The following is a 22,003-nucleotide window of genomic DNA, read 5'->3' on the forward strand; positions in this document are numbered from 1 at the left end:
CGGCTGGAACCGCACGGGCAGAACCGCTACGGGCAAAGCCGCTACGGGCGGAACCGCAGTATCTGCGGGTCGTGGTCGCTGATCTGGTCGTGGAACTCCGAGTTGATGTGCACGCTGTCGTAGCTGAAGCCGCCTCCCCCACGGATCGACGGGCTGATCAGGATCTGGTCGAGGACCTGGCTGTTGCCCTGGTAGTCGTAGCTGTAACGCTCGCTCTCCGGCAGGGACTTGACGGCCGACCAGAGGGCGCCGCCGCCTTCCAGGAGCTTCGTCGTCCTGGAGAACTCGAAGTCGTTGATGTCGCCGAGCGTGACGACGTCCGCGTTCCGCTGCTTCGCCAGGATGTCCTTGACGAAGGTGTTCACAGCGGTCGCCTGGAGGTGGCGCTGGGTCTCCGAGCTGCGCGCCGGCGGCTGGAACTGCGAGTGCAGCGCCTGGTCGCCGCCCTTCGAGGCGAAGTGGTTCGCGATCACGAAGACCGACTTGCCGCGGAAGACGAACTCGCCCGCGAGAGGCTTGCGGCTGTTCGTCCACGCCTCGTTCGCCGGGTCGATACGGCCGGGCGAGAGCGTCAACCGCGCCTTGCCGTGCACCTTCGTGACGCCGACGGCGGTGGTGGCGTCGCCGCCCGCACGGTCGACGAAGGAGACCCGCGCCGGGTTGTAGAGGAACGCCTGGCGGATGTTGCCGCCCGGCTCACCGCCGTCCGCGAGGTCCACCGGATCGATGGAGCGCCACGCGTAGGCCGGGCCGCCGGCGGCGACGATCGCGTCGGTCAGCTTGCGCAGCGTCAGGTCGGCGGCGACCGTACCGTCGTTCGTCGCGCCGTTGTTGTCCTGGATCTCCTCCAGGGACACGATGTCGGGCGACCGGAGGCGGTCCACGATCGCGGCCGCGTGGTCGGCGAACGTGTCGTCCGCCGGGTCGAGGTTCTCGACGTTGTACGTGGCGACCGCCAGCTCCGTGCGCGACTGCCCGCGGGTCGTCTCGCGCTCCAGGCCGCCGGCCTCGACCGTGCCCAGGGTGCGGGCGGTCAGCGTGTAGCCGCCGAACTGGTTGTAGTCGAGCGGGCCCTCGGTGGTGCCCTTGAGGGTGTCCCCGACGTCCGCCGTCGGGAACGGCTCCGTGGCGGTGGGGATCAGCGACTGGATCTGGAGACGGCCGGTGTTCTGCGCGGAGTACGCGCCGTAGACGGTGCCGCCGCGGCGGTTCGGGTTCTCGTGCGGCTTGACCGTCACCCACAGCTCGGAGTACGGATCGGTCGCGGTGACCACGCGCGACGAGCCGATCGTGACGTTCATGCCCTCCAGGGACTCGTAGAAGTCGAGGGCGTACTTCTTCGGCCGCAGGACGAGGCCCCCGGTCGAGCCGCCCGCCGCCGCGTCACCCTCGGGCGCGTACGCGGCGGGTACGGAACGGCTGTTGACGACGACCGCCTCGGGCAGCGCGTTGCCGCTCGACACGACGGTGACCGCCGGCCGGGTGATCTCGGTGACCGACTGGTTGCCGGTCGAGGCGCCGCCCGGCACGAACTCCGTGACCGTGCCCGAGACGGTGACCGCGTCCCCGACGGCGACCGTCGGCGTGGAGCTGGTGAAGACGAAGACGCCCTCACTGGTGGCCGGGTCGTCGTCCGCGGACGGTCCCTGGATCCAGAAACCGCGGGAGGAACCATAGGTACGTACGCCCGTGACGATGCCGGCCACGTCCGTGACCTGGCGGCCCACGAGCGGGGACGTCCGGGTGGCGCCCTGGATGTCGTGAACGGCCACGGTGTCCGCGTGGGCGGGCGAGGTGAGGACCACCGAGGAGACCGTGGAACAGACGGCGGCGACGGTGAGGGCGGCTATACGTGCGGAAGTCTTGCTCGGCAAGGGAATCCCTCCGGGGACGTGCGTGGGCGCCCGGGGCGAGGGCGAGACGGTGAAATGGCGATGGTGGCGAGGTGCGAGGTGCGAGTGGGGAGTGGGGAGTGGGGAGAAGGCGGGTGGTGAGGTGTTCGACGGGCGAGTCCGTGACGCGCGTAGAGGACGGATTCGCGGAGTCGTCCGTGAGTTTCTACGCGCGTCAATCTCGTATCCGGTCACGACACTTGTCAAGGTTTCCCGGTTGAACACTTCTGACAGGTTCATGAACCGGGCGGCATGGGCCCAAATCCGTCTAGGCTGAGGTTGCACTTCCGGGGCGGCCGGAGAGCGTTCTCCCCGGTGTCCCGCGGGCCTCGTGCGCGTCGCGTCCGCCGAGTCCGCCGAGGTATACGTCCGACCGTTCGTCCTAGGAGAACCAGCCGATGTCAGACAGCTCCCCCTTGCCGCCGGTGCGTCTGCGCTCCGAAGCGGAGCTCGCGCGGGACGCGCTCGCCACACCGCTCCTCTCGCGTGCCGTGCGGCTCGCCCGCTGGGCCGGTCCGGACACCCGGGTCGGAGCCGGCGGCGAACTCGTCGAGGAACAACTGGCCGCCGCGGCCGCGGAACTGGGGCTCGACGGCGAGGACGCCGCGGCCTACGCCAGTGAGTCCTGGCGGGTCGCCGTGGACACCGGGCTGCTCGCGGTCGTGGACGAGGAGGAGGGGACCGTCACCGCCGGCGAGGACCTCGGTCTCGTCCTCTCCGGCGCGCCGCAGGACGTGCTGGGGCTGTGGCTCGGTGCCCTGGAGACGGTGCTGGCCGACGCGAGCGTGCCCGACCTCGACGACCTCATGGAGGCCATGGACGAGGGCGGCGACATCGACTTCTCCGCGCTGGACTGGGACCCCGAGGCCGAGGCGGACTTCCTGGACGGGGTCCTCGGCAACCTCTATCTGCTGACCGCCGGTGAGGAGGGGCCGGGCGAGGGCACGGTGCCGCTGCCCGCCCTCGCCGCGTCGATGATCGTGCCGGACGACATGGGGGAGCCCACCGACGACGTCCTGGAGCAGGTGTCGGAGGCGATGATGCGGCTCGACGACCAGTTCCGGCTGCTGGAGCCGGTCGGGCTCGTCGACTTCCAGCCCGTCGACGAGGCGCTCATGGCCGACGTCGACGCCGGTGAGGAGGCCGCCGCCGCGGTGGGGGGCGTGGACGACACGGACGTCTCCCGGTACGGCATGGTGCGGCTCACCCCGCTCGGGGTGTACGGCATCAGGGCGCGGCTTCTGGAGGCCGGGTTCGCGGCGCCCGCGGTGGGCGACCTCGCGGACAAGGGGGCCGATGTGCTCCTCGACAGCACCTCCACGTTTCCGCCGACGGCCGCGCAGGCGGAGACCGAGCAGTGGCTCGCCCGGCGTGAACCCCTCGACGCCGCGCGGGAGTTGCTCGCCGCGGCGCGCGGGGCCGACGTGGGGGCGCCGTTGCGGCGGCTGCACTGTCAGCAGGCGCTGTCCCTCGTCGGCGGGGCGGCCGCGCCCGCGCTGCACGAGGTGCTCGACGACGCCGAGCTGGGCGGGCTCGCGCGGGTCTGGCTCGCCGAGCGGGGGGTCGCGGATGTGCCCGCGCCGTCCGAGGAGATGGTGTTCTGGCTGACCGTCGACACGATCGCCGCGCAGCTTGCCGCGGAGGGGAACTCCGAGGAACTGCAGGCGCTGGTCGAGGGGCTCGCGGCGCAGCACGGGAGTTTCTTCGCCGCGGCGTGGCGGGTGGAGCATCCCGCTACGCCGGACGTGCTGGAGGCGATGGGGCGGTTGCATCCTGACAAGAGGGTGGCGAAGGAGGCGCGGAAGGCGGCGTTCAAGGCGCGGTCGCAGCAGGGGGGTTAGGGGGGCGTTCTTCCCGCCCCCGCCGCCCCTTCCCTCCCCGTCCCTGGGGGCTGCGCCCCCAGACCCCCGCTGGAAGATTGCGCCGTTCCCCGCGCCCCTAGTCGGCGGGGTCCGGGGGTTCCATGGCCAGCACCCGCACCGGGACGCCCTCCAGTTCGTCCGGGACCACGTCCTCCGGGCGGAGCTCCTCGCGGGGGATCTTGCGGGTGACGAAGACGACGATGACGTCCTCGCCCGACTCCTCGTCGCGGCCGGTGCCCACGCCGCTCACGTGGGCGAGTGCCATCAGCCGGTCCTCATGGAGATGGCGTGCCTGACGCGCGTCCACTTCGGCTCGCCTCCCATGGGTCGTGCGGATCCTTGGTACCGAGATTATTCCGGCCAACCGTTCGGATGCGAGGGCTGTTGGGCCGTACGGGTGGGTGCGGTGCGGACGGGCCGAACGAGTCGCGTTCACGCAAGGGGTACCCGCGATGACGGGTGGCGTTCAACCGGCGTTAAGTCGCGGACGGGAGCGTGTGGCCGACAGCCGGGTCCGCCACTCTCCAGGGTCGCCCTTCACGGTCACACTCCACCGTCACAGGAGACAGCATGTCGCTCACCCGCAGAGACTTCACCGCACGATCCGCGCTCACCGGTGCCGGTGTCGCCCTGATCGGCAGCGTCGGCGCGCTCGCCACCGCGCCCGGCGCCCTCGCGTCCACGGACACCGAGACCGCGGGCGACGGCCCCGACGCGCACGGCGCAGGGCGGCACGGCGGAGCCGTCGGCTACGGGCCGCTGCTGCCCGACCCGAAAGGCATCCTCGCGCTGCCCGCCGGGTTCTCGTACCGCGTCATCACCTACAGCGGGAAGACCAAGCTGGAGTCGGGCGAGTCCACCCCCTCCAACCACGACGGCACGGCCACCTTCGACGGGCCGCGCGGTACGACCCTCCTCGTCAACAACCACGAGCTGAAGGGCCCGCGCGCCGACTGGGAGCACCCGGTGCCGCTGACCGAGGGCCTCGTCTACGACCCGGCCGCGTCCGGCGGCTGCACGGTCGTCGAGGTGCGTCCCGGCGGAGCCGTCGCGGAGTGGGTCGGCATCGCGGGCACCTCAACCAACTGCGCGGGCGGCAGCACCCCGTGGGGCACCTGGCTCACCTGCGAGGAGAACTCCGACCGGGCCGGCGAGAACGGCATGACCAAGGACCACGGCTACGTCTTCGAGGTCGACCCGAGCGACCGCCGTGCCAACCGCGACCCCAAACCGCTGAAGTTCTTCGGCCGGTACGACCACGAGGCCGTCGTCATCGACCCGAAGCGCGGCCACGCCTACCTCACCGAGGACGACGCCGAGCCCAACGGCCTGTTCTTCCGCTGGAAGCCCCCGCACGGCTTCACCCACGGCCGCGGCAGGTTCCGTACCCTCGCGGACGACGCGGGTGTGCTCCAGGCGCCCAAGTGCTACGACTCCGGCGGCCGTTACGTCGACGACCTGTCCCGCGCCACCAAGATCGGCACGGTGTACGGGGTCGACTGGATCGACGTACCCGACCGGGACGGTGCCCAGGTCCCGGTGCGCGAGCAGTTCGACACCGGCGAGGTCACCCGGGCCCGCAAGCTCGAAGGCATGTGGTGGGGCGACGGGGGCGCCTACCTCGTCTCCTCCTACGCCCGTGAGGAGAGCCCGGTCCAGCACGACGGGCAGGTCTGGTTCTACGACCCCAGGCGCCGCACGCTGACGCTGAAGGTCCTGCTCGGCGTGAACCCCGACCCGTCGGCGGACGGCGCCTTCGACGGTCCCGACAACATCACCGTCTCCCCGTACGGCGGCCTCGTCATCGCCGAGGACGGCGAGGGCGTCTCCCACCTCTTCGGCGCGACCGACAGCGGTCGTACCTATCCCATCGCCCGCAACGACCTGAACATCGGCACCGAGGACGAGCCCGAGTTCAGCGAATTCACCGGCGTCACCTTCTCGCCCGACGGAAAGACCCTGTACGCGAATATCCAGGTGCCGGGCATCATGGTCGCGATCAAGGGGCCTTGGAAGAGGCAGCGGCGCCGCTGACGGCAGGGCCCGGCCTCATGGACGAGTGGCCTCCGTCCGTCGTGGGTGGGGGCGGGGCCGTGCCGGTACGTCCGCCTGTCGCCTTCCGTGTATACGGCTGTCAGCCGGGACATGTGCTCGCATCTTGCGGGAGCCGTACGCGACGGGCATGACATACCGGCACGGCCCCGCCCCGGTCGCGTTCGTGGGCGGGGGGCGGGGCCGTGGTGCTGCCGGGTAGGCCTAGAGGGACTGGGCCGACGGCTTGACCATGCCTCGGACCGTGCGGGACTTGACGAAGTTGCCGAGGGCCGTCATCTCCCACTCGCCGGAGAACTGCTTGATGAGCTTGGCCATCATCACGCCGGTCTGGGGCTCCGCCGTGGTGAGGTCGAAGCGGACCAGCTCCTCGCCCGTGGCGGCGTCCAGGAGGCGGCAGTAGGCCTTGGCGACCTCGGTGAACTTCTGGCCGGAGAAGGAGTTCACCGTGAAGACCAGGCCCGTGACCTCCTGGGGGAGGCGGCCGAGGTCGACGACGATCACCTCGTCGTCACCGCCGCCCTCGCCCGTGAGGTTGTCGCCGGAGTGCTTGATCGCGCCGTTCACGATCGAGAGCTTGCCGAAGTAGCAGCTGTCGATGTGGTTGCGCTGGGGGCCGTAGGCGATGACCGAGGCGTCCAGGTCGATGTCCTTGCCGCGGTACGCGGGCTCCCAGCCCAGGCCCATCTTCACCTGGGAGAGGAAGGGGCTGCCGCCCTTGGTCAGGGATACCGTCTGGTTCTTCTGGAGGTTCACCCGGCCCTTGTCGAGGTTGATCTTTCCGGTGCCCGGGGCGGGGGCCGGCGGGGCCGCCGGAGGCGCGGGCGGGACCGGCGGGGCGGTGACGGGGGCCTGGGGGGTCACCGGGGTCTGGAACGTCGGGACGGGCGGGGCCGGCTGGGCGACCGGGGGTGCGGCGGCGGGCTCCTCCACCGTGACGCCGAAGTCCGTGGCGATGCCCGCCAGGCCGTTCGAGTAGCCCTGACCCACCGCTCGGGCCTTCCACGCGCCGTTGCGCAGGTACACCTCGACGATGACCAGGGCCGTCTCCGCGCCGAGCTGGGGCGGGGTGAAGGAGGCCAGGACGGCGCCGTCGTCCGCGCTGCGGATCGTCGCGGTCGGCTCGATGCCCTGGAACGTCTGGCCCGCCGCGTCCGGGCTCGCGGTGACGACGATCTTCTCGATGCCCGGGGGCACGGCGGTCGTGTCGACCGTGATCGAGTCGGGGGCGGTGCCGCCGCCGGAGCGGTACGTCACGCCCTGGCCGGACGGCTGGTTGTAGAAGATGAAGTCGTCGTCGGAGCGCACCTTGCCGTCGGCGGTGAGCAGCAGGCCCGATACGTCGAGCCGCACCGGGGCGGCGACGTCCACCGTCACGCGGGTGACGGGGAGAGGGATGTTCGAGCCGGGGGTCATAGCTGTCATGCCGGGTGAACGAGCGGACCCGCTTTGCCGTTCCCTTACCAAGCCGCCAATCGGGTCAGGGGCGGTTGCGGGGGTGGTTGCGGGCGGTGCGTTCGTTGCCGTGCTTGTAGTTGCCCGTCCAGCGGGCCATGACCAGTTGGGGGTCGCCGGATTCCACTTCCGCGCGGAACCGGGTGGCTCTCGGGCCGCGGAGGGTGGTGGCCGGGCGGGCGTTGTGGGTGATCGTCACCGAGTCGTCGGGGTGGTGGGTGTAGGCGAAGCCGTGGGGCTTGGACATGAGGGGATGGTAAGGGGGAGCGGACGGGGGCGCCCACGGGTTTTCGCGCCCCCGCCACAAAACTGCGCAGTTCCCCGCGCCCCAGGTATTCAGGGGCGCGGGGAACTGCGCGATCTTTCAGCGGGGTCCGGGGGTGCCTACGGGATCACGACGATCTTTCGGCCCACGCCGGAGGCGAACTGCTCCAGGGCCTGCGGGTACTGGTCCAGCGGGAGGCGGTCGCTGATGAAGACGTCCGGGTCCAGGACACCCGTCGCGAACAGCTCCGCCGCGCGCTCGTAGCTGTGGAGCACGGCCATCGAGCCGGTGATGGTGATCTCCTGGTTGTAGATGCGGTACGGGTCGATCGAGACCCGGGTCGCATAGTCCGCCACGCCGAACTGGAGGAACGTACCGGCCTTCGCGACCCGGCCGAGCCCGTCCTGGATCGCCGCCGCGTTGCCCGTGGCGTCGACCACCAGGTCCCAGCCCTGCGGCCGCTCCAGCTCGTCGGCGCTGGTGGCGGAGCCCGAGACGCCCAGCTGCTTGGCGGTCGTCAGACGCTTCTCGTTGATGTCCACCATGTCCACGCTCGCCGCGCCGGTCCGCTTGGCCAGCTCCAGCATCATCAGGCCCATCGTTCCCGAGCCGTAGATCAGGACGTGGGAGCCCAGGCGGGAGTTGAGCACGTCGTAGCCGCGTACCGCGCAGGACAGGGGCTCGATCAGGGCCGCGTCCTGGGTGCGTACGTGCTCGGGGAGCTTCACGCAGTTCGCCACCGGGGCGACCGCGTACTGGGCGGCGCCGCCCGCGGTGGTCACGCCGATCGCGGCCCAGCGCTCACAGAGGTTGTTGTGGCCCGTACGGCAGTACCGGCACTCGTAGCAGTAGAGCGAGGGGTCCACGGCGACCTGGTCGCCGACCGACACCTCCGTGACCTGCCTGCCCACTCCGACGACCTCGCCCGCGAACTCGTGCCCGGGGACGATCGGCAGCTTGGGCGCGAACTCGCCCTGGAGGATGTGCAGATCCGTACCGCACAGCCCGCAGGCCGCGACCTCCACGACGACCTCGCGGGGTCCTGGCGTCGGGTCCGGGACCTCGGCGACGACGGCCTTTCCCACGGACTCGATGACGGCGGCCTTCATTTGACGGCTCCCAGTGACAAGCCCTGGACCAGTTTGTCCTGGGCGGCGAACCCCGCGGCGAGCACCGGCAGGGAGACGACGAGCGACGCGGCGCACACCTTCGCCAGGAACAGGCCCTGGCTGGTGATGAAGCCGGTGAGGAAGACCGGGGCGGTCTCCGCCACCACACCCGTCAGCACGCGGGCGAAGAGCAGCTCGTTCCAGCTGAAGATGAAACAGATGAGGGAGGTGGCGGCGATGCCCGGCAGGGCGATGGGCGCCACGACGCGGGTGAGGATCGTCGGCAGCTTCGCGCCGTCGATCTGTGCCGCCTCGATGATCGCCACCGGGACCTCGGAGAGGAACGACTGCATCATCCACACCGCGATCGGAAGGTTCATCGAGGTGTAGAGGATGACCAGGAGCCAGATGTTGTCCAGCATCCCGGTGTTCTTCGCGAAGAGATAGATCGGCAGGAGGCCCGCGACGACCGGCAGCATCTTCGTGGAGAGGAAGAAGAAGAGGACGTCCGTCCACTTCTTCACCGGGCGGATGGAGAGCGCGTAGGCCGCGGGCAGGGCGAGGATCAGGACCAGGAGCGTCGACGCCAGCGACGCCACCAGGGAGTTGGTGAGCGCCGGCCAGGGGCTCGCGCCGCCGCCGGTGCCGAAGAACTCGCGGTAGCCGTCGAGGGTGAGGGCCGCTCCGAAGGACGGGGGATTGGTGGCCGCGTCCTGCTCGGAGTGGAAGGACGTCAGGGCCATCCAGGCGATCGGCAGGAAGAAGATGATGCCGACCAGCCAGGCGACCAGGCCCAGCCCCCTGCCCTTGGGGCGGCGGGGTCCGGGTCGGGCGGACTCGGTGGTGCGGGGACGTACGTCTGCAGCGGTGGCACTCATGCGCGGGACACCTCCTCGCGGAACAGGGACGAGACCACGCGCAGTGCGAAGGTCGCGATGATGATCGAGCCGATGACGACCAGGACGCCGGCCGCGGAGGCGAGGCCGTTCTCGTGGGCCTGGTAGAAGCTCTGGTAGACGGTGTAGGGCAGGTTCGCGGTGCCCAGTCCGCCGGACGTGATGGTGAAGACCGCGTCGAAGTTCTGGACGATGTAGATCGAGCCCAGCAGGGCGCCCAGTTCGAGGTAGCGGCGCAGATGGGGCAGCGTCAGATAGCGGAAGACCTGCCAGGCGCTCGCGCCGTCGACCTCCGCCGCCTCGATCTGCGCGCTGTCCCGGCTCTGCAGGCCGGCCAGCAGGATCAGCATCATGAACGGCGTCCACTGCCAGACGAGGGACATCTCGACGGCGAGCAGCGGGGTGTTGGAGATCCAGTCGGGCTCCGGCCCGCCCACGTAGTGCAACAGGCCGTTGAACAGGCCGTACTCGGGGTTGTAGAGGACGTGCTTCCAGAGCAGTGCCGCCGCCACGGGGACCACGAGGAAGGGTGCGATCAGGAGCGTACGGACCACGCCGCGGCCCCGGAACTTGCGGTCCAGGAGCAGGGCGAGCGCCAGGCCGAGGACCAGGCTGGCGATCACCACGGAGGCGGTCAGCAGGATCGTCGTCCAGACCGACTTGCGCAGGGCGGCGTCGGTGAGGACCTCGGAGTAGTTGCCGAATCCGGTGAAGCTGCGGGCGTCCGGATAGAGGGCGTTCCAGTCGAAGAAGGAGATCACCAGCGTGGCCACGAAGGGGAGCTGGGTCACGGCGACCATGAAGATCAGGGCGGGCAGGAGCGGGGCCCTGGTCGCCCAGGCGCGCATGCGGCCGGAGGGGCGCTTCTCGGTGCGTACGGGTGGTGCGGCCACTGGGGCTGTCGTTGTCGCGGTCATCGTCCCTCGTACTCCTCGGCGATCTCCTCGGCCAGCTTCTGGGACTTCTTCAGGGCCGACTCGACGGACTGGCGTCCGGCGATGGCCGCGCTGATCTCCTGCGAGACCTTGGTGCCGAGATCCGTGAACTCGGGGATGCCGACGAACTGGATACCGGGCGCGGGCCGCGGCTGCACGCCGGGATCGGTGGGCCGGGCGTCCTCGATGGCCTGCTTGGTCATCTCCTGGAAGGCGCCGGCCTCCTTGCGGTAGTCGGCGTTCGTGTACGTCGACGCGCGCTTGCCGGCCGGCACGTTGGACCAGCCGATCTCGTCGCCCACCAGCTGCTCGTACTCCTTGCTCGACGCCCAGGAGACGAACTTCCACGCCTTGTCGGGGTTGCGGGACGCGTCCTGGATGCCCCAGGCCCAGGTGTAGAGCCAGCCGGACGACTTGGTCTCCTCGACCGGCGCCGGCACGTAGCCGATCTTGCCCTTGACCGGGGACTTGGCCGCCTCCAGGGAACCGGCCGCGGAAGTGGCGTCGTACCACATCGCGACCTTGCCCTGGGTCAGGTTGTTGAGGCACTCGGCGAAGCCCGACTGGGCCGCGCCGGACTCGCCGTGCTTGCGGACGAGGTCCACGTAGAACTTGGTCGCCTTCACGAACTCGGGGGAGTCGAGCTGCGCCTTCCAGTTCTTGTCGAACCAGGTGCCGCCGAAGGTGTTCACGACCGTGGTGAGCGGGGCCATGATCTCGCCCCAGCCGGGCAGGCCGCGCAGACAGATGCCCTTCATGCCCGACTCGGCGCCGTCGGCCTTGGCCGCCAGGTCGGCGACCTCGGTCCAGGTCGGCTTGTCGGGCATCGTCAGGCCCTTCTCGGCGAACACGTCCTTGCGGTACATCAGGAAGGACGACTCGCCGTAGAAGGGCTGTCCGTAGAGCTTGCCGTCGTCCGCGGTGAGGGACTGGCGCATGGGCTTGAGCACGTCCTGCTCGTCGTACGCCTGGTCCTTCGCGACGTACGAGTCCATCTCGTGCAGCCAGTCGTTCTTGGCGTAGATCGGTATCTCGTAGTTGCTCAGGGTGGCGACGTCGTACTGGCCGGCCTGGTTCGCGAAGTCCTGACTGATCTTGTCGCGGACGTCGTTCTCGGGCAGGACGGTGAAGTTCACCTTGATGCCGGTCTCTTTGGTGAAGTGAGCGGCGGTGAGCTTCTGCAACTCCACCATCTGGGGGTTGTTGACCATGAGGACGTTGATGGAGTTGCCACCGGAGCCCGCCCCGCCGGCTCCGGCCCAGCAGCCGGAGAGCAGCGGGGCGAGCAGCGTCCCTGCGGCGGCCGCGGCGAACATCGCGCGCGGCCTCCGTCGGCTCTGGGTTCGCATGGATCGCTCCTGGATTTATCAGTACAAAAGGGATGGCGTGGAGAGTGTGCGGTGCCTCTGATGTGATGCCTGTGCGGTGGATGGACTGGGTTTCTGGACTCCTGGTGGGGCTCGCTCGCGGTCAGACTCGGACGACCTGCGGCCCCTGCATCGAGTAGCGATGTGCCTCGGAGGCGGGGAGGAAACTGCTGGTGACGATCGCCTCCAGGGCGCTGACCTCCGCGAACCGGCAGAAGCTGACGGCGCCGAACTTGGTGTGCACGCCCGCGAAGATGGTCCGTCGCGCGGCCCGGATCGCCTGGGACTTGACCTCGCTGACGGCCGGATCAGGGGTGGTGAGGCCGTGTTCGCGTGAGATGCCGTTGGCGCCGATGAAGGCCAGGTCGATGACGAAGCCCGCGAGCATCTTCGTCGTCCAGTGGTCGACGGTGGCCAGCGTGCCGGGCCTGACCCGGCCGCCGAGCAGCAGCACCGTCTTGTTCTCGGACTCGGCGAGCGCGCCCGCGGTGGCCAGGGACGCGGTGACCACGGTCAGTGGCCGGTCCCGGGGCAGTGACTCGGCGATGAGCTGGGGGGTGAAGCCCTCGTCGACGAAGACCGTCTCGGCGTCCCCGAGCAGCTCGGCCGCGGCTGCCGCGATCCTGCGCTTCTCGGGTACGTGGCTGGTGGCGCGGAAGGCGAGGGTCGTCTCGAAGCCGGCGCTCTCCACGGGGTAGGCGCCGCCGTGCGTACGGCGGACGAGCCCGTGGTCCTCCAGGGCGCGCAGATCACGGCGCACGGTCTCCCGGGCGACGCCCAGCTCGGCGGCGAGTTCGTTCACGTCGACGGCGCCGGCGCGGCGGGCGGTCTTGACGATTTCCCTCTGGCGGTCCTCCGCACTCATGCCCGACACCCGCTCCCGCTCCTTCGCGTACTGCCCGTTCGGGCCCGGTACGACCCATGGGGGAAGTTCTACAGCGGGTACGCGCCGCTGACCAGGTCTGTTGCGGGCCCGATGACGCCCGTATGCGCCCGTTCGACGGGCCTGTCGCCCGCGTCGGACCTGGGGCGGAGCGGAATTCGGGCATCGGGCATGCCCGAACGGCGGGGTGAACGGGTCCGTTCGGTGCCCGTCCGTCCTGTGGGACGGTCCGAACGGAGTGGCTGGAAGTGTCAGCCGGGCCCGCTATCGCCGGACACGGGCATCAGTAGGGCCATATCGGCGGACTGGTCACGAAGGCGCCGCCCAGCCGGGCGTGGCCGGGGTCGGCGGGATCCAGCTCGCCCTGCTCGGCGATCAGCTTCTGCGCGTACTGCTCCGAGTCGTCCTGCGGTGCGTAGCCGAGGGCGCGGGCGGTCGACAGGTCCCACCACAGGCGGGTGTTCGCGGAGGAGCCGTGGACGATGGTGTGCCCGACGTCCTCGGCGGTCAGGGCCGCGTGGAAGAGGCGGGCGCCGTCACCGGGGCTCATCCAGACGGACAGCATGCGCACGGTGGTCGGCTCCAGGAAGCAGGAGCCGATGCGTACGGAGACGGTCTCCAGGCCGTGCTTGTCCCAGTAGAGCTGCGCCAGGTCCTCCCCGAACGCCTTGGAGAGGCCGTAGAAGGTGTCCGGGCGGACCGGGGTGTCGATGGGGATGAGGGCGCCCGGCTCGTGGGGCGCCTCGCCCTCGGGGCGCGGGGTGTAGCCGACCGCGTGGTTGGAGGAGGCGAAGACGATCCGCCCGACACCCTCCTCGCGCGCGGCCTCGTACAGGTTGTACGTGCCCTCGATGTTCGCCTTGAGGATCTTGTCGAAGGTGGACTCCAGGGAGATGCCCGCGAGGTGGATGACGGCGTCCACGCCTCGGACGGCCTCGCGCAGGGCCTCCTTGTCGCCGAGGTCCGCGGTGATCGCGTCCGGCTCGCCCTCGATCGGGCGCAGGTCGAGGAGGCGGAGCTCGTAGCCGTAGGCGGGCAGCAGCCCGCGCATCAGGGTGCCGAGGCCGCCGGCGGCGCCGGTGAGCAGAACGGTGCGGGGAGCGGGCATCCTCGGGTCTCCTAGAATCAGCAGCCGTGCGCACACGGCGTTCACATCCTTGGACACGCTAAGGATCGTTCACCGGCCGCGTCAAGTGTCGCGCGGAGGCGGAAAATCCGCTGCCCTTCCGTTTCGTTTCCGGTCTTTTATTGCTCAGGGAATGCGGGTTTGCCCGCTTGACCGGCCCCAAGAGGGCGCTTTAGCTTGGGTATGTTCAGGGATATAGACGCTAGTCAGAAACGTGCACGGGTGGCGTGTGCGTGTTGCCTCAGGGAGAGCCCGTGTCGTCAGCCCCCCTCGCCGCCCGACTCAGTATCCCCAGCGGGCCGCTGTTCTTCCCCGTCACGGCGTACGACCGTGCCGGGGCCGTGGACCTGGACGTCTACCGCGAGCACGTGAGGCGGGGTGTCGAGGCCGGTGCCGCCGCCGTCTTCGCCTGCTGCGGCACCGGGGAGTTCCACGCGCTCACCCCCGAGGAGTTCCAGGACTGCGTCCGGGCGGCCGTCGAGGAGACCGCGGGGCGGGTGCCGGTCGTCGCGGGCGCGGGCTACGGGACCGCGCTCGCGCTGCGGTACGCGCGACTCGCCGAGGAGGCCGGCGCGGACGGGCTGCTCGCCATGCCGCCGTACCTCGTCGTCGCCGGGCAGGAGGGGCTGCTGCGGCACTACACGGAACTGGCCGCCGCCACCTCGCTCGACGTCGTCGTGTACCAGCGGGACAACGCCGTGTTCACCCCGGAGACCGTGGTGGCGCTGGCCCGCACCGAGGGGATCATCGGCTTCAAGGACGGCACCGGCGACCTCGACCTCATGCAGCGCATCGTCAGCGCCGTACGGTCCGAAGTCCCGGGCGACTTCCTGTACTTCAACGGGCTGCCGACCGCCGAACTCACCGGCCTCGCCTACCGGGGCATCGGCATCACGCTCTACTCCTCCGCCGTCTTCTGCTTCGCGCCCGAGATCGCGCTGGCCTTCCACCGGGCGTTCGGCTCCGGCGACGACGCCACCGTGAACCGGCTGCTCGACGGCTTCTACCGGCCGTTCGTCGAACTGCGCGCCCAGGGCCGCGGATACGCCGTCTCCCTGGTCAAGGCGGGCGTACGGCTGCGGGGGCTCGACGTGGGCGAGGTGCGGTCACCGCTGAACGAGCCCGCCGAGGACCACATCAAGCAGCTCGGCCGGCTGATCGAGCGTGGCCACGCGCTCGTCGAGGAGGGCAAGTGAAGGCGTCGGCGTTCGTCTATCCGTGGGACGTCAACGGCGACCCCGGGGCGGCGGAGCGCGTCGCCGGGCTCGGGGTGCGGCAGGCGACGCTCGCGTCCGCGTACCACTCCACGCGCGCGCTGACCCCCCGCCACCCCCGGCACCGTATCGTCACCGCCTCGCACGCGGCCGTGCTCTACCCGGCGGACCCCGCCCGCTGGCAGGGGCGCAGGCTGCGGCCGTACGCCGCCGGGGACTGGGCGCCGGGTGACGCGTACGGGCAGGCCGCCGAGGCGCTCGCCGGGGCGGGCCTGGACGTGCACACCTGGGTGGTCCTCGCGCACAACTCCCGTATGGGCGAGGAGTTCCCGGACACCTCCGTGGTCAACGCCTACGGGGACCGCTATCCGTGGGCCCCGTGCGTCGCACAGCCCGAGACCCGCGCCTACCTGACCGGCCTGGCCGTCGAGGCGGCGGTCCGGCCCGGCGCGGCGGGTACGGAACTGGAGTCCCTGGGCTGGTACGGGCTCCCGCATCTGCACGCCCACGACAAGACGGCGGGCGTGGCGCTCGGGGATGCCGGGACGTATCTGATGTCGCTGTGCTTCTGCCCCGCGTGCCGCGACGGATATACGGGACTGGGTCTCGACCCGGACGAGTCGGCGGACGCGGTCCGGCGCGCACTGGAGCCCGTGTGGCGCGGCGAGACGCCCACCGGGGGCTGGGAGGCCGTGGAGAAGCTGCTGGGCGGTGAGCTCGCGACGGCCACGCGCGCGTGGCGGGACTCCGTCGCGCGTTCCCTCCAGACGGAGGTGGTCGGCGCCGTGCGCGCGGCGGCCCCCGAGGGCTTCCAGATCCTGTTGCACGCGGACCCGGACTCCTACCACGTGGGTGCGAACGCCGGGGTGGATCCCGGGCACGTCCTGACGGTCGCCGACGGCGTGGTCGTGCCGTGCACCGGAGGGGCGGGGCTGCTGAGGCCCTTCGCCGCGCACGCCGTCGAGGGGACCGTGCTGGCGGCCAACTTCACCGTGGTGAGCGGGATGGGCGGCCGTCCCGCGGACCTCTTCGAGGAGGCGACGGCGGCGGCCGGGCTCGGCGCCACCGAAGTGCGGCTGTATCACGCGGGGTTGGCGTCCGACGCGGACCTGTCGCTGGTCGCGGGGGCGCTGGCGCGGCTGGGCTGACGCCGCAGCAGAGGCAGCACGGTCACCAGCCGGGTGCTGCCGAGGATCACCAGCAGCGCCTGGTACGGGACGAGTTCGACCAGCCCCGCGCCGAGCCCGAGCCCCACCGCGCTCGGCGCGAACAGCAGGGTGCCCGCGGTCGCGGCGGTACGGCCCAGGAGGGCGTCCGGGGTCTCCCGCTGGACGGCGGTGAGGGCGGCGATCAGGACGCAGGGGAGCCCGACGCCGACCGCCGCGGCCGAGGCGAGGGCCACCGCGTCGTACGGGAGCGCGCGGGCCGCCACGGCCACGGCGGTCAGCGCGATGCCGTACCCCGCGAACCGGCGCTCGCCCAGGCGCCGCATGAGCGGTCCCGCGGCGGGCCCGATCAGCACGGAACCGGCGCCCTGCGCCACGTACAGGAGTCCCACGTACGCGGGGGAGTGGCCGAGGCCCTCCGCCACCGCGTAGACCGTCGCGCCGTTGAGGCCCGAGAAGAACATCGTGGTGCCGCCGGCGAGGACGAGCGGGCGCAGGACCGGGTGGCTCCACAGGTAGCGGGCTCCTTCGGCGGTCCGGGATCGCCGGTCGGCGGAGGGCCCGGCGGGGGACGGCCTCGGTTCGCGCACGCGCAGGAGCGTGTAGAGACCCGCGGCCAGGGCGAAGGTGAGCGCGTCCAGGAGGGCGACGCGGGCCCCGCCGTACGCCGCGTACAGGCCCGCTCCGGCGAGCGGCGCGACGAGTTTCACGCCTTCGCCCGCCGTCATGCGCAGGCCGTTGAAGTCGCCGAGGAGCTGACCGTCGACGGCGGAGGCCACCAGCGCCGACTCCGCCGCGTCATGGACGACGCCCGCGGCCCCGTAGAGCAGGAGCACGGTGAACAGGACCCACAGGGTGCCCGGCGAGTCGACGGCGAGGAGCGGCAGGAGGAGTACGGCCAGGCCCAGGTTCGTCCACACCAGCAGCGGTCTGCGGCGGGTGCGGTCCGCGAGGGTGCCGAGGGCGGGGCCGGCCAGTGTGGGTGCCCAGAGGGCGAAGACACAGAGCGCGGCCAGACCGTCGGAGCCGGTCAGGTCCTTCACCCAGACCCCGGCCACCAGCCACATCGCCGACGAGCCGAACCCGGAGACCACGACTCCGCCCAGGTAGAGGGCGGCGTTGCGGTCGCGCAGGACGCGGACCACCGCGGGAGCCGTGCGTGCCGTCCGTGCCGTCCGTGGTGTTCGTGCAGGGTGTTCCGTCATGCCTGGTCATCGTGGGGCTAAGGCCCGGGGGTGGGGATCGGGCAGGTGCCCTAGCCGTGAGCAGGCGTGGGTTGCGGTGAGCTGCCGCGGGGTGGGTCAGCCGGTGCGGCGGGCGAAGCAGTGCAGCCAGCGGGACTCCGCGCTGCGGGACGTCATCCGGACCGGGGTCAGCCCGGCGTCATCGAGGAATTCCGTGAGGACGGCACCCGAAATGCGGGCGTAGTAGCGCACGAAGTCAGGATCCTTGGCCTGCCAGCCCGACGAATCGTCGAGATGGACGCTGATGAAGAGCAGACCCGAGGCTTTCAGTACCCGGTGGCATTCGGCCAGTGACTGACGCATGTGCGGCGGAATCAGATGGTGCAGGACCGCATTCATCCAGAGGCCGTCGAACGACTCGTCCCGGAAGGGGAGTGCGCGGGCGTCGCCCTGTGCGAAGTGCGACTTGGGCACTCGCTCGCGCGCCATGCGCAGAAGCTTTTCGGATCGGTCGATTCCGTACACCAGATGCCCGAGTGAGCTCAGATACTCGGCATCGCGACCGTGCCCGCATCCGACGTCGAGCAGGGACGCGGTGCAGGGGATTTCCTCGTTGAAGAACGTGAGGAGATCTTTTACTTCGTCGACCGAGTCGTTCTGGGCCGCGTAACGGGCGGCGCAGCGATCATAGGAGGCGATCGTTCCGCTGTAGAACTGATCCGCCTCCTGTTCTTCGTCCAAGTCCAATAATCCGGCGGGAAATATTTTGATCACCTTCCCTCTGTCGATCTTCTATTGATCTGCTATTGATTGGCATTGATCTGTTGTTGCAGCCTAGCAACGTCACTCAATGATCGCTGTGCCATTGCTCTCATTCATGCCCGTGAGTGGGCGTCAGAGTGCTTGTGCGATTCGCGTCACTCTGTCGGGTGGCCCCAGGGTTCCCGAGTGCACTCGGGTTCTCCTGCCACTCGCCCGCCTCCAGGAACAGCGCTGTCTCGGCGATGTCGTGCAGTACCGCGCCGTCGGCGAAAACGACCTCGTCCCGCCAGTCCGAGCGCACCGAGAATGTTTCGGGGGAGCCCTGCGCGTACCGCGCGACGAATCGCCGGAAATACTGTGAGGGCAAGGCGCCGTCCGGTGGCAGGAAGAGCAGGCCGCGTTCCCCCTCGCGCGTCCCGACCGTGAAGGAGTGATAGGAGGAGCCCTGCTTCTCCAGCGCTGACCTGCGGGTTGTCCAGTCCGCTGGATCGAAGGGGCTTCCGGTGTAACCGTCCGCCCTCGTGTACCGGTCCAGCAGGTCCAGCACTTCCGGGCCGACCGAGTTCGGCAGGATGTGCACATGGGCGTGTTCGGTGGGCGCGCATTTCACCCGGCGGGGCAGGAGCGCTCCGGTCCGGCCCGTTCCGTGCTCGAAGGTCAGATAGGAGTCCTGGCCGAAGCGTTCGGTCAGTCGCAGGCCCACCGCGCGGCAGATCTGGTCGAATCTGATCGTCTCGGCGGCCGACAAGAGGGCGGCGGCGAGAATGTGCAGATCCGGAATGAGCAGTACGTGTCCGGCGTTGAGCGGAGCCACCTCGGCCAGCAGGAGAAGGCGGTCGACGAGCCAGTGCTGCCGGACGGGCCCGAACGTGGTGGCGGACCGCGCCATCTCCACGTATTCCGCCGTGGGCAGTCCGGTGGCGAGCACCTGGCAGAACGTGCACCCTAAATCGTCCAACGAGACCCCCCTCATGCCGTGCGCCGATTCTTGTACTGTTCCGTCGCGAACAGCCCCAGGGGGAGAATGAGGCCGAGTGTGAAATCCTTCCAGGTGAATCTCTCCAGTCCCACCAGGAGAATCCCGAGGAGCGCGGACAGGGAGAGCAGGGCCACCGACCAGTGACGGCCGAAGGCGCGGGCGAACCGGGCCCGGCGCTGCGCGCGGATGATCGCGGTCAGCGGCTGGTCGCCGGCGTCGGCCCGCTGGATCACGACCAGGGACGGCGACCAGAGGATGTGGTCGGACGAGGTCGCCGGGGAGACGCGCCGCAGGTCGGACAGGGCGTTCACGAACGGTGCCACGGACCAGATCGACTCCCCCGACCCGCCGTGCACGTTGGGCCAGGCGCCGCTGGGCAACTGCTCCGACGTGATGGTCTCGAAGGTCTTGGCGATCAGCTCGGCGGGTGCGCCCTTGGGGTGCCGGAGCAGCGCGGACGCGGCGAACGCGAGACCGTAGTGCGGCATGACGGTCTGCCAGACCACGGGCGTGCCGGTCTCGTCGAGGGCCGAGGTGTTGTAGCTCTCCACGCGCGCGTTCCGGTCGTCGAGTCTGGTGGTGTCGAGGTGGGCGGTGAGCCATGTGAAGGCGGGGCCCGTGCGGGTGTCGTTCCACTGCGGGCGGAGTTCGAGGATCGTCATCAGGGCGAACGAGGTGTGGGTCGCGGTCGGGGGCCGCCCCGGTGTCTCGCCCCAGCCGCCCGACTCGCCCCGCGCGGCCAGCAGCCATTCGAGGCCCTTCTCGATCGCGGGTGCGTACGGGTTGAGCTGGTGGAGCGCGCGCAGTCCGAAACACGTCAGCCACACCCGGGAGGGGCAGCCGGCCAGTGAACCCCAACCGCCGTCGGCGTTCTGGTTGTTCACCAGCCACTCGTACGCCGACCGGGCGTCGGGGCCGTTGCCGACCAGACCGGTGCGGGCCGTTCCGATGACGTAGGAGACCCAGCCGGTGGCCTCCATGACGGGGTGACCGAGGCTGGTGTTGGTCGACCAGCCGCCGTGCACCAGGGAGTCCGCCGACCGGGCCTGACGCTCGCGCAGAAAACCCAGGCATTCGTCGAAGTGGCTGAAGGGGGCCCCGACACGCTGGAACATGTCGAGGCCGACGGCTGTGGCCGTGGGGCCGGGGGCGGGCGCGTCCAATTGGTGGTACCACCCGCCGGCGCCGGGAGACTGCCCCGGCCGAAATCGGTTCCGCATAAAAGACAGGGCATTTTCCAATGCCTGTTCCGTGCGGGCTAGATCGATACCGAAGCCGATTGCCGACACCATGAGGCGGGCCCCCGTCCACCTGCCGTTTCCCCAGTTCATTTGAAGGTACTACGGCATGCACGCAGAAGGTAGCGGTCCTTCACTTTTCCTGAGTATCGGCCGTACGCCCAGGGCGGGAAATAAACTCCAGTTCGATATGGGATTCGGTGTGCTGAAGAAACTGGGTGTCCTCCCTGATGTTCGGCCGGGCCCCTCCGGTCAGCCGTTGCCGAGGACTTGCCCTCCCGGCGTGGCCGGGCCGACGACGGCGTCAGAGGGTGATGACGAGTTTGCCCCGGGGGTGGCCCTTCTCCAGATGGCGGACGGCCTCGGCGGTCTCGGCGAGCGGATAGGCGCGGTCGACGGGCGGGACGAGTTTGCCGTTCTCCGCCAGGTCCTTGAGGGTCAGGAGGTCCTCGCGGCGGGCCACGGAGACGAGGTTGCGCAGGTTCTGGCCCACGAACGGCGAGAGCAGCACGGCCCGCAGGCCGCGGCTCAGGCCGCCGAGGAACGCGGTGCCGCCCTCGCCGCCGACGATCACCAGGGTGCCGCGCGGGGCGAGGACCCGGCGCAGGACGGACAGCGGGCGCTGCCCCGCGTTGTCGACGACGACGTCGTAGCGCGGGCCGTCGTGCGAGCTGTCGTGGTGGCCGTCGGCGCTCCTCTCGATGATGTCCTCGGTGGTGTAGTCGATGACGTGCGTCGCGCCCAGGGAGCGTACGAAGTCCGCGCCGCCGGGGCCGCAGACACCGGTGACCTCGGCGCCGTACCCCGTGGCGAGCTGCACGGCGTAGCAGCCGACACCGCCGGACGCGCCGATGACGAGGACCCGCTGGCCCGGCCGGGGACGGGCCGTGCCGCTCAGCGCCTGAAGGGCGGTCATCGCCGACACGGGCAGGGCCGCGGCCTGCTCGAAGGTGAGGTTGACCGGTTTGAGGGCGAGCTTGGACGCCTTCGCACGCGCGTACTCGGCGAACGAGCCCTCGCAGTTGCCGAAGACCTCGTCGCCCGGCTTGAAGTCGGTCACCTTCGCCCCGACGGACTCGACCCGCCCGGCGCCGTCCCAGCCCCGTACCGGGTTCTTGGGCTTACGGAGTCCCAGGGCGACGCGCGCCACCAGGGGCCGGCCCGTCATGAGGTGCCACACCTCCGGGCCGAGACCGGCCGCGCGGATCTCGACCAGCACCTCGTCCTCGCGGGGCACGGGACGGTCGATCTCCCGCAGTTCCAGACGATCCGCCGATCCGTACGCATCCTGCACGATCGCCCTCATGGCGTGACTCCCCTTCCCGCTCCCGGCACCCGGTGTCCCGGTTGCCCCGAGCATCCCGGCGGCCCGAAGGGCTGACCAGACTCCTGAGCACGATCCGGGGCGCGGAAGCGATGACTTTCCGTACGGCAGGCGGTCGACCCGCGCCGAGCCCTTGTGCCGAGCCGGTGTCATGCCCCGGACGCCGCTCCACAACTTCTTCTGTCAGAAGCATTGACGAAACACAGAGGCGCTTCTAGCTTCGTCGCGTCGTACTTCGTACGTCATATATGAGACGCGATACGCGAGATCCAGAAACGCGAGACCAGACCCGCG

19 protein-coding genes are annotated in these 22,003 nt (G+C 70.3%); 4 read left to right on the forward strand and 15 right to left on the reverse strand.

Annotation, left to right across the window (positions count from 1 at the left end; all coding sequences use genetic code 11):
- Positions 1 to 41: 41 nt before the first annotated feature.
- Positions 42 to 1,874: an endonuclease/exonuclease/phosphatase family protein gene (locus ACLVWQ_RS38175; RefSeq protein WP_414113899.1), complete on the reverse strand. Its 1,833-nt coding sequence runs from the start codon at positions 1,872 to 1,874 to the stop codon at positions 42 to 44.
- A 416-nt stretch (positions 1,875 to 2,290) separates the two neighbouring features.
- Here ACLVWQ_RS38175 and ACLVWQ_RS38180 point away from each other — a divergent pair, with 416 nt between their 5' ends.
- A complete protein-coding gene (locus tag ACLVWQ_RS38180) occupies positions 2,291 to 3,733 on the forward strand; it encodes a hypothetical protein (protein WP_414113900.1) in 1,443 nt (480 codons plus the stop codon).
- 97 nt (positions 3,734 to 3,830) lie between these two features.
- On the opposite strand, the gene ACLVWQ_RS38185 is transcribed toward ACLVWQ_RS38180, so the two are convergent.
- Complete coding sequence (locus ACLVWQ_RS38185) at positions 3,831 to 4,019, reverse strand: hypothetical protein (protein WP_414113901.1); 189 nt, start codon at positions 4,017 to 4,019, stop codon at positions 3,831 to 3,833.
- 305 nt (positions 4,020 to 4,324) lie between these two features.
- On the opposite strand from ACLVWQ_RS38185, the gene ACLVWQ_RS38190 reads away from it, so the two are divergent.
- Complete coding sequence (locus tag ACLVWQ_RS38190; RefSeq protein ID WP_414113902.1) at positions 4,325 to 5,788, forward strand: alkaline phosphatase PhoX; 1,464 nt, start codon at positions 4,325 to 4,327, stop codon at positions 5,786 to 5,788.
- A gap of 222 nt (positions 5,789 to 6,010) precedes the next feature.
- Here ACLVWQ_RS38190 and ACLVWQ_RS38195 read toward each other — a convergent pair whose 3' ends face one another.
- The 8 genes from ACLVWQ_RS38195 to ACLVWQ_RS38230 all read right to left on the reverse strand — a co-directional run bounded on the left by ACLVWQ_RS38195 (position 6,011) and on the right by ACLVWQ_RS38230 (position 13,824).
- Positions 6,011 to 7,222, reverse strand: a complete 1,212-nt coding sequence (locus ACLVWQ_RS38195) for a TerD family protein (RefSeq protein ID WP_414113903.1) — start codon at positions 7,220 to 7,222, stop codon at positions 6,011 to 6,013.
- A 64-nt stretch (positions 7,223 to 7,286) separates the two neighbouring features.
- Positions 7,287 to 7,508, reverse strand: a complete 222-nt coding sequence (locus ACLVWQ_RS38200; protein WP_414113904.1) for a hypothetical protein — start codon at positions 7,506 to 7,508, stop codon at positions 7,287 to 7,289.
- 137 nt (positions 7,509 to 7,645) lie between these two features.
- Positions 7,646 to 8,635, reverse strand: a complete 990-nt coding sequence (locus ACLVWQ_RS38205) for a zinc-dependent alcohol dehydrogenase family protein (protein ID WP_414113905.1) — start codon at positions 8,633 to 8,635, stop codon at positions 7,646 to 7,648.
- Entirely contained in the window at positions 8,632 to 9,513 is an 882-nt protein-coding gene (locus tag ACLVWQ_RS38210; protein WP_414113906.1) for a carbohydrate ABC transporter permease, read from the reverse strand. Before ACLVWQ_RS38210 ends, ACLVWQ_RS38205 begins: the two co-directional genes overlap by 4 nt.
- Entirely contained in the window at positions 9,510 to 10,448 is a 939-nt protein-coding gene (locus ACLVWQ_RS38215; RefSeq protein WP_414113907.1) for a carbohydrate ABC transporter permease, read from the reverse strand. The genes ACLVWQ_RS38210 and ACLVWQ_RS38215 overlap by 4 nt, the downstream gene beginning before the upstream one ends.
- Positions 10,445 to 11,815 carry an ABC transporter substrate-binding protein gene (locus tag ACLVWQ_RS38220; RefSeq protein WP_414113908.1) on the reverse strand — a complete coding sequence of 457 codons (1,371 nt, stop codon included), beginning with the start codon at positions 11,813 to 11,815 and terminating at the stop codon, positions 10,445 to 10,447. Before ACLVWQ_RS38220 ends, ACLVWQ_RS38215 begins: the two co-directional genes overlap by 4 nt.
- A gap of 121 nt (positions 11,816 to 11,936) precedes the next feature.
- Entirely contained in the window at positions 11,937 to 12,707 is a 771-nt protein-coding gene (locus tag ACLVWQ_RS38225; protein ID WP_414113909.1) for a DeoR/GlpR family DNA-binding transcription regulator, read from the reverse strand.
- 292 nt (positions 12,708 to 12,999) lie between these two features.
- On the reverse strand, positions 13,000 to 13,824 hold the full coding sequence (locus tag ACLVWQ_RS38230) for an NAD-dependent epimerase/dehydratase family protein (RefSeq protein ID WP_414113910.1): 825 nt from the start codon (positions 13,822 to 13,824) through the stop codon (positions 13,000 to 13,002).
- A gap of 272 nt (positions 13,825 to 14,096) precedes the next feature.
- On the opposite strand from ACLVWQ_RS38230, the gene ACLVWQ_RS38235 reads away from it, so the two are divergent.
- Together ACLVWQ_RS38235 and ACLVWQ_RS38240 are read left to right on the forward strand one after the other, a co-directional pair.
- On the forward strand, positions 14,097 to 15,038 hold the full coding sequence (locus ACLVWQ_RS38235) for a 5-dehydro-4-deoxyglucarate dehydratase (RefSeq protein WP_414113911.1): 942 nt from the start codon (positions 14,097 to 14,099) through the stop codon (positions 15,036 to 15,038).
- Positions 15,035 to 16,204, forward strand: a complete 1,170-nt coding sequence (locus tag ACLVWQ_RS38240; RefSeq protein ID WP_414113912.1) for a hypothetical protein — start codon at positions 15,035 to 15,037, stop codon at positions 16,202 to 16,204. The genes ACLVWQ_RS38235 and ACLVWQ_RS38240 overlap by 4 nt, the downstream gene beginning before the upstream one ends.
- Here ACLVWQ_RS38240 and ACLVWQ_RS38245 read toward each other — a convergent pair.
- From ACLVWQ_RS38245 to ACLVWQ_RS38265, 5 genes are all read right to left on the reverse strand, one after another.
- Positions 16,138 to 17,427, reverse strand: coding sequence for an MFS transporter (locus tag ACLVWQ_RS38245; protein ID WP_414113913.1), 1,290 nt, complete (start codon positions 17,425 to 17,427; stop codon positions 16,138 to 16,140). The two genes, ACLVWQ_RS38240 and ACLVWQ_RS38245, sit on opposite strands and share 67 nt — an antisense overlap.
- Before the next feature lie 96 nt (positions 17,428 to 17,523).
- Positions 17,524 to 18,147 carry a class I SAM-dependent methyltransferase gene (locus ACLVWQ_RS38250; RefSeq protein ID WP_414113914.1) on the reverse strand — a complete coding sequence of 208 codons (624 nt, stop codon included), beginning with the start codon at positions 18,145 to 18,147 and terminating at the stop codon, positions 17,524 to 17,526.
- A gap of 130 nt (positions 18,148 to 18,277) precedes the next feature.
- Positions 18,278 to 19,141 carry a hypothetical protein gene (locus tag ACLVWQ_RS38255; RefSeq protein WP_414113915.1) on the reverse strand — a complete coding sequence of 288 codons (864 nt, stop codon included), beginning with the start codon at positions 19,139 to 19,141 and terminating at the stop codon, positions 18,278 to 18,280.
- A complete protein-coding gene (locus ACLVWQ_RS38260; protein WP_414113916.1) occupies positions 19,138 to 20,310 on the reverse strand; it encodes a prenyltransferase/squalene oxidase repeat-containing protein in 1,173 nt (390 codons plus the stop codon). The genes ACLVWQ_RS38255 and ACLVWQ_RS38260 overlap by 4 nt, the downstream gene beginning before the upstream one ends.
- 379 nt (positions 20,311 to 20,689) lie before the next feature.
- The gene (locus ACLVWQ_RS38265; RefSeq protein WP_414113917.1) at positions 20,690 to 21,691 is read right to left on the reverse strand and encodes an NAD(P)-dependent alcohol dehydrogenase; all 1,002 of its coding nucleotides are present in this window, start codon (positions 21,689 to 21,691) and stop codon (positions 20,690 to 20,692) included.
- Positions 21,692 to 22,003: the final 312 nt, after the last annotated feature.

This window comes from Streptomyces sp. CWNU-52B (genome assembly GCF_047444975.1).
GTDB lineage: Bacteria > Actinomycetota > Actinomycetes > Streptomycetales > Streptomycetaceae > Streptomyces.

Excerpts from the sequence above, each read along its gene's own strand:
- ACLVWQ_RS38180 (WP_414113900.1), top strand. The coding sequence starts at position 2,291 with ATGTCAGACAGCTCCCCCTTGCCGCCGGTGCGTCTGCGCTCCGAAGCG.
- ACLVWQ_RS38185 (WP_414113901.1), bottom strand. The coding sequence starts at position 4,019 with ATGGCACTCGCCCACGTGAGCGGCGTGGGCACCGGCCGCGACGAGGAG.
- ACLVWQ_RS38190 (WP_414113902.1), top strand. The coding sequence starts at position 4,325 with ATGTCGCTCACCCGCAGAGACTTCACCGCACGATCCGCGCTCACCGGT.
- ACLVWQ_RS38195 (WP_414113903.1), bottom strand. The coding sequence starts at position 7,222 with ATGACCCCCGGCTCGAACATCCCTCTCCCCGTCACCCGCGTGACGGTG.
- ACLVWQ_RS38200 (WP_414113904.1), bottom strand. The coding sequence starts at position 7,508 with ATGTCCAAGCCCCACGGCTTCGCCTACACCCACCACCCCGACGACTCG.
- ACLVWQ_RS38205 (WP_414113905.1), bottom strand. The coding sequence starts at position 8,635 with ATGAAGGCCGCCGTCATCGAGTCCGTGGGAAAGGCCGTCGTCGCCGAG.
- ACLVWQ_RS38210 (WP_414113906.1), bottom strand. The coding sequence starts at position 9,513 with ATGAGTGCCACCGCTGCAGACGTACGTCCCCGCACCACCGAGTCCGCC.
- ACLVWQ_RS38215 (WP_414113907.1), bottom strand. The coding sequence starts at position 10,448 with ATGACCGCGACAACGACAGCCCCAGTGGCCGCACCACCCGTACGCACC.
- ACLVWQ_RS38220 (WP_414113908.1), bottom strand. The coding sequence starts at position 11,815 with ATGCGAACCCAGAGCCGACGGAGGCCGCGCGCGATGTTCGCCGCGGCC.
- ACLVWQ_RS38230 (WP_414113910.1), bottom strand. The coding sequence starts at position 13,824 with ATGCCCGCTCCCCGCACCGTTCTGCTCACCGGCGCCGCCGGCGGCCTC.
- ACLVWQ_RS38245 (WP_414113913.1), bottom strand. The coding sequence starts at position 17,427 with ATGACGGAACACCCTGCACGAACACCACGGACGGCACGGACGGCACGC.
- ACLVWQ_RS38255 (WP_414113915.1), bottom strand. The coding sequence starts at position 19,141 with ATGAGGGGGGTCTCGTTGGACGATTTAGGGTGCACGTTCTGCCAGGTG.
- ACLVWQ_RS38265 (WP_414113917.1), bottom strand. The coding sequence starts at position 21,691 with ATGAGGGCGATCGTGCAGGATGCGTACGGATCGGCGGATCGTCTGGAA.